Source organism: Streptomyces sp. ActVer (assembly GCF_027270795.1).
Taxonomy (GTDB): Bacteria; Actinomycetota; Actinomycetes; order Streptomycetales; family Streptomycetaceae; genus Streptomyces; species Streptomyces umbrinus_A.
The window spans coordinates 1-5,643 of sequence record NZ_JAPWHT010000576.1 but is presented as its reverse complement, the minus strand read 5'-3'; the positions used below and the strand labels follow the sequence as shown (position 1 = coordinate 5,643).

Sequence of the window (5,643 nt, the reverse complement as noted above, 5' to 3'; positions counted from 1 at the left end):
CCGTCGACATGGCCGTGATCGCCGCACCGATCGCCGCCACCCGCACCGACCCAGCCGCAGCCGCGGCAGCCGCCAACTGCACCGCCTTCAGCGCCACCGCCATCTGTAGCAGCACCGTCACCGCGCCGGGCGGCACCGCCGCGACCAGACCCGCGAGCGCGTTCACCACGGTGAGGAGCCCGGGGCCCACGTTGCCCGCGGCCTGCAAGATGTTCGCGAAGGCCTGCCCGACCTTCGACAGGGTGTCGCGCACGATCGGCCCGTTCGCGCGGACGTAGTCCATGAATGCGCTCACGCCGCCGCCGACGCGCCCCGTGTCGAGCCGGGCCACGAACCCGACCAGGGCATCGTTTGCACTGCGCATCGCGCCCGTGGAGAACTCGGCGAACGACTTCATGAACCGGTCGAATCCCGGAGAGGCGATACCGCCGGTCGCGATGGTGACGAACCGCTTCAGCTCCGTGCCCGCGCCCTTCACGACCGGGGTGAGCTTCGGGAGCAGGGCGCCGAGCGCGGCGAACGACCGCGTCACCACGGGCATCGTGTCCGCGGACAGGCTCTGCGACCACCCCTTGTACTGGTCCTTCAGATTGGACAGGGCAGCCGCGGCAACCCGCGTCGGGTGCGGCATGTCGGAGACGCTGCGCTGGTACGCCAGCTGCGCCTGTCCCGCCTGCCGTGATGCCGCCCCGTGCTCGGCGACCGCGTCCTTGTATGTCTTCTCAGCCTCGGACGCCTCCTTGATCGCGGAGATCTGCCCGGCAGCAGCCGCGGCGAACGCGCCGATAGCGACCGTCGCAGCCGTGAGACCGGCAGCGATCGGCGCGGCCTGGACCGCAATGGGGATCAGCGCAGGGGCAAGGAGCGCAGCGCCCTTGGACAGGGCTCCCATGGCGTCACCCGCCGACGAGGCCGACGTCGTCACCGTCCCGAGCCGCCCGCGGAGCCCGGTCATGCCGTCGCCGGTACGGCGGATGCTGCCGTCCAGGTCGTCCATGTCGCCGCGGAGACTCCGAGCCGCGGCACCGAGGGCGACCAGCGCCGCCGTCGCCGTCGTGGCCCGCGTCGCCAACGTGCCCAGCGCACGGGCGGTACCACGGGCGGCATCCTGCAGCCCTCGCAGCGCCGCGGCAGTGTTGGCGATCTCCGTCGTGTCGGTGTCCAGACGTGCCGACAACTGCACCGGTCCGAGGCGCTGCAGGTTCCGCACTGTGGCACGCACCGACGCCGCACCGGCCGCCGTACGGTCGTCGACTCCCACCGCGACCGAAGCACCTCGAAGCCCACGCAGAGCCGCGTCGACCCGCGACACCGAACGCTCCGCGCTCCGCATCTGCGACTCGGTCCGGCCGGCGAAGAGGCGAACAGCGCGACCGGCGGCCGTGGTGCTCATGTCCACGCGGATGCTGGCGGTACCGATCAGGTCAGCCATCGCAGGCACCCTCTTCCTCGGCCTCATAGATCCCGGACCGGGTCAGGTGATCGAGGATCCGTTCGCCCTTACGCGGGTCCACGCTGGTCTTCAGGACGGCGCCGACCGTCCGCGTGGAGCCCGGCTCCACAAGGGGCCCCAGCAGCTCCACAGCAGCGAGGAAATGGCGGCACGCCCGCGCCGTGACGGCGATGTCCCCGAGGTACGCATCCATGGCGGTGGCGGCACCCACCGGTTCCGTGTCTGCGATGTCGACGCCGGTCGCCGCGAGGGTTTCCTCGCGGATCGCATCGACCCGCTCCCGCACCCCGTCCATGAGGGCGTCGACCGCCTGCTCTGCTTCGTGGGCGATCTCGCGTACGCGGGCAAGCGCTTCGGTCACGGTGTCGTTGTCGGTGTTCACCGCGGCACCTCCTCAGGGCCGGGCAGCACACCGGCCTCGACCAGATGCCGGGTCACATCCCGCACGAGGCACGGGTCCGCGGTCTTCAGCACCGCGCCGAGCGGCCGTTCGTCGTGCTCCATCACCGGGCGCAGCAGCTGCACCGCATGCTCGAAGTTGGAGGCCTGCCACGACATGCCGCGCAGGTCCGTCCACACCGCGTCGAGGACGCCCGGCCGGCGCACGAGGAGCTTCTCCCCGGACGCTGCCTCGACGCGCCGCACGACGTCCGTGATCGCCGCGTCAAAGGCGACCTCCAACTGCTCCAACGCCGCACGCCCCGCGGCGATCAGCTCCTCGCGGTCGCCGTTCACGAGGTGGCCCGCTTCGACGCGACCCGCGGGCAGCTGCAGTTCTGCGCCAACAGGTGACCGCACCGCAGCGTCCCCGGCCGCGCCTTCGTAGGCCGCCCGTCGACCACGGCCGCATCCGCCGTCAGAGCCTGCAGTTGCTGCTGAAGCTCCATTGCGTGATGCGTGTCGCCACGTCGCCGCGCATCCTTCAACCGGCCGCGCACATCCCGCAGCCGCTGGGACACCATCGCCTTCCCGTCATCCCTCTGGACAGGCCGAGCAGGCTCCGAGCGCGGCGCGGGAGGAACAGGAGCTGCCGCCGCCGCAGCCTCCGCACGGGCGTCAGGCAGACGCTGACGCCCCGGATGCACCCGGGCAGTCAGAGAAGCCAGCACAGCCCCATACAGGCGCGGCCCGCACACCTCGCACGGCTCCTGCGCGAACAGCGCCGCGAACCCCTCCGAGTACGCATCAGGCGCCCAACCACCCAAGATCCGTGCGAAGTCCTGCGCCGAGCACCACCGGCACCCGTCCTTCACACACGCCGCCGTCAGCGCCGCGACCCCGAACAACTGCCGCGCCTCGGTCCGCACGAGGCTCAGCCGCTGTCGCTGGCGCTCGGCCTCATACTGCGGAAGCACGGTCGTATCGCGCAGCGGGAACAGGCGCTCTCGCACATCACGCGCCAAGGTCACCGGCGTCTGCCGCTTGCTGGCCAGATCCAGGATCAGGGCCTCGCGTCGCAGAAGACGCACGGTCTCCACCTGCTCGGCATCCAGCTTCGCCGAGTCGGTGCCGGGCAGGAGGAACAGCTCCTGCCGCTCGATCATCTTGCGGACGCCCGAGTCGGAGAGTCCGAGGTGGCGCGCGGTCTGCGCGATGCTGAAAGCCGTCATGCCCGGACGGTAGGAGCGATCCCGCGAAGATCATTCCGGTGTGCACACCACGGTCCGGAAACCACGGTGCGCACACCCCGCTACGCTCAAAAACAGCGCAGCCCCGGGCCGGTTTTCCTGCACGGTGCACCGGGCCCTTTCCCAGGACTGCGCGCCCGCCTCGGGGTGTCGGTCCCCGGGAGCGGACTACAACGGCCCGCCCCCGGAGCCACGTCCAGGGGCGGGCCGCTGTGCGCCACCTACCGGGAACCCCGGGAACCAGGCCGCCAGATCACCGACGTCGCCCCCGACCCATACCGACGCCGCATCATCCGACGCCACCGCTCCGCCTCACTCACCGCCGCAGGCGTCGGCCGCCCCCCACGCGCAGCCACAACCGCCCGCCGCTGAGCCACGTACTCCTCATGCACGCGCGTCACATGCTCGCCCTTCAGCTTGGCGTACGCCCCCGCCAGCGCCTCGAACTCCTTCTCCCGACCCGCCCGCAACATCTTGCCCATCGCCCGACGCATCTTCGCGAGCCGCTCCACCGTCTCGTCAGCCATCCGTACGACCCTCCTGGTCCACCTCGGCGAGCAGCGCATCCACATCCACGTCGTCCTCGTCCGCCGTCAGGTCCCGGAGCTTCGCCTCCATCGCCGCCCGCGGATCCACCGGATCCTCAACTGTCGGAGCAGGCGGAGGTGCAGGCGTCGGCAGTTCCTCCCCCAGCAACGAAGCCTGCATCGCCCGCAACGCCAACACCCGCCGCTCCTCGTCGAGTCCGAGCGCATCCAGTGCTGCGGTCAAGGCCTTCCCTGCCACGTCCGCTTCAAGTTCGAGACGTTGCTCAAGAGCGATCTTCAGCGGCTCGACCGCGTCCGTACCCAACGCCTTCGCCTGCCGCTCCAACACCCGCAACGCGGCCAGGACGGCCCGCGTGTCCCCGCCCATCGCGATCGGCCACACCGCCGCCAGCAACGCATCCGCACGCTCCTGCGCCAACAAGGCGGCATCCGCCCGGGCCTCGTCCCCAATCGTGTCGCGCACCTCGGCGAGGACCTGGCTCACACGCTGCTGCGAGATGCCATGCTCGGCCGCGATCGCCTCCTGGGTGGCACCCCCGACATACGCAGTCCAGATCTTCCCATCCCGCCCGTCGAGCCGCTCCGTCTCCGCCACGGGGACCACCTCCTACCTAGTGAAAGCTTGTGCTCTACGCATTCGTACGAGTTCCGGGAACCAGCCAGACCCGGCCGTCCAGAGACGAACCGGGCCGGCCGTTCTCGTACGGGTCAAGCGGTCCGACCGACCGTGGCGAGGAACTCCGCGTTCTTCACCGGGTCCTGCAACTCACGGGCCGAAGCCACCTGCAACTCGTGCATCCGCGGGGCGTTGCCCTCGTGCTCGGCGCACACGGTGATCCGCAGCGTGCTCACCTCGGCGGGATGCAGCTGGTCGACGGTGACCCGGACCGCGACGACGCCGGGCTTCCCGCAGCTGTTGTTCTCGGCGGAGCACTCGCCGGTACGGACCGGGATGGTCTGCACGATGAACTTGGTGTCGCGGTCGTCGCCCAACGCGACCACCGTGACCTCGTCCGCCCGGCGCAGGAGTTCGTCGACGTGGCACGGCTGGTCGAGGGGGCAACGGCATGCGAACTGCACGTCGGCCTCGACCGTGGCCGCCAGGCATACGAGGTCAGGGTTCTGGTCGAGGTGCTGCCGGTAGAGGCTGAGCGCTTCGGTGAGGGTGTGCCGTACTCCGCAGCTGGGGCACGGGGTCTTGCGTCCGGTGTCGATGGGGTGCGGGTTTGCGAACGGCGACTCGGGCAGGTGTGGGCGCTGTCGTCCTGCCCAGTGGGCGCGGTCGGGGAGCTGGGGGTGGAACATGTCGCCGGTCACCTGCACGCGGCGCGGGTGCGGGATGTGCATCGGGTTCTCCTCCGTGGTCTGCTGGGAGTGGCCGGCCCCGAATCCCGCGGGGCCGGCCGACTGCGTGCGGGTCAGACGAGCGCGTCGGCGGGCGTGGCCGCAGGGGCGTTGAGCAGAACGGCGCTCACCTCGTGGTCGTGCTCGCGCAGTTCGTCGGCGGTCCAGACCGAGTCGAGGTAGACGAACGCGGCCTTCACGGAAGTGAGGGCGGTGCCGTCACCGAGGAGTGCCTCGACGACCGTGGCCCATCCGATGACGGGGCAGGTGACCGTCTCGGGTTCGCCGTGGTGGAAGGTGACGGTCCATCCGGGCTGCGCCGGGGTCATGTTGAGGATGGAGCCGGTTGCGATCTTCATCGTGGTTCTCCCTGTTCGGGGTTGGCCGGCCGCCGGGTGACGGCCGGAAGTCAGTGGTCCTGCTCGTCGGCCTGGCGCTGCTCGGCCTCGGCGAGGTTCCGCAACTTGCGTGCGTGCCGAGCTGCGAGACCCCGGCGGCGCGCGGCCGACAACTCGTCACGCCGCTCCTTCGCCGCCTGGACCTTGACGCGGGCGGCGGCGATACGGGCCTGCACCTGCTGCTCGACGTACGAAACGGGCTCATCCATGGCGCGCCTCACACCGCGATGAACAGTTGCGGAAGACCCGAAAGGATCTGCCACGACCGCTCG

8 protein-coding genes and 1 pseudogene are annotated in these 5,643 nt (G+C 70.6%); all 9 read right to left on the bottom strand.

Translation table 11 applies throughout. The features are described from left to right. Positions 1-1,432: pseudogene (locus tag O3Q52_RS47860) on the bottom strand (hypothetical protein); the annotation flags it as partial. Then, positions 1,425-1,835, bottom strand: coding sequence for a hypothetical protein (locus tag O3Q52_RS47855; protein WP_269654740.1), 411 nt, complete (start codon positions 1,833-1,835; stop codon positions 1,425-1,427). The pseudogene O3Q52_RS47860 and the gene O3Q52_RS47855, both read right to left, overlap by 8 nt. Continuing rightward, complete coding sequence (locus O3Q52_RS47850; protein ID WP_269654739.1) at positions 1,832-2,188, bottom strand: hypothetical protein; 357 nt, start codon at positions 2,186-2,188, stop codon at positions 1,832-1,834. Before O3Q52_RS47850 ends, O3Q52_RS47855 begins: the two co-directional genes overlap by 4 nt. Then, positions 2,185-3,063: a hypothetical protein gene (locus tag O3Q52_RS47845; protein ID WP_269654738.1), complete on the bottom strand. Its 879-nt coding sequence runs from the start codon at positions 3,061-3,063 to the stop codon at positions 2,185-2,187. The genes O3Q52_RS47850 and O3Q52_RS47845 overlap by 4 nt, the downstream gene beginning before the upstream one ends. A 239-nt stretch (positions 3,064-3,302) precedes the next feature. Continuing rightward, positions 3,303-3,608 carry a hypothetical protein gene (locus tag O3Q52_RS47840; protein ID WP_269654737.1) on the bottom strand — a complete coding sequence of 102 codons (306 nt, stop codon included), beginning with the start codon at positions 3,606-3,608 and terminating at the stop codon, positions 3,303-3,305. Beyond that, positions 3,601-4,224: a hypothetical protein gene (locus O3Q52_RS47835; protein ID WP_269654736.1), complete on the bottom strand. Its 624-nt coding sequence runs from the start codon at positions 4,222-4,224 to the stop codon at positions 3,601-3,603. Before O3Q52_RS47835 ends, O3Q52_RS47840 begins: the two co-directional genes overlap by 8 nt. Positions 4,225-4,337: 113 nt before the next feature. Beyond that, on the bottom strand, positions 4,338-4,976 hold the full coding sequence (locus O3Q52_RS47830; RefSeq protein ID WP_269654735.1) for a DUF4326 domain-containing protein: 639 nt from the start codon (positions 4,974-4,976) through the stop codon (positions 4,338-4,340). Between the two features lie 71 nt (positions 4,977-5,047). Beyond that, positions 5,048-5,332: a hypothetical protein gene (locus O3Q52_RS47825; RefSeq protein WP_269654734.1), complete on the bottom strand. Its 285-nt coding sequence runs from the start codon at positions 5,330-5,332 to the stop codon at positions 5,048-5,050. 50 nt (positions 5,333-5,382) lie between these two features. Continuing rightward, a complete protein-coding gene (locus O3Q52_RS47820; protein ID WP_269654733.1) occupies positions 5,383-5,580 on the bottom strand; it encodes a hypothetical protein in 198 nt (65 codons plus the stop codon). Positions 5,581-5,643: the final 63 nt, after the last annotated feature.

Bases quoted from the DNA above. Each gene is read 5' to 3' on its own strand.
- O3Q52_RS47845 (WP_269654738.1), bottom strand. From the start codon at position 3,063: ATGACGGCTTTCAGCATCGCGCAGACCGCGCGCCACCTCGGACTCTCC.
- O3Q52_RS47825 (WP_269654734.1), bottom strand. From the start codon at position 5,332: ATGAAGATCGCAACCGGCTCCATCCTCAACATGACCCCGGCGCAGCCC.
- O3Q52_RS47820 (WP_269654733.1), bottom strand. From the start codon at position 5,580: ATGGATGAGCCCGTTTCGTACGTCGAGCAGCAGGTGCAGGCCCGTATC.
- O3Q52_RS47830 (WP_269654735.1), bottom strand. From the start codon at position 4,976: ATGCACATCCCGCACCCGCGCCGCGTGCAGGTGACCGGCGACATGTTC.
- O3Q52_RS47840 (WP_269654737.1), bottom strand. From the start codon at position 3,608: ATGGCTGACGAGACGGTGGAGCGGCTCGCGAAGATGCGTCGGGCGATG.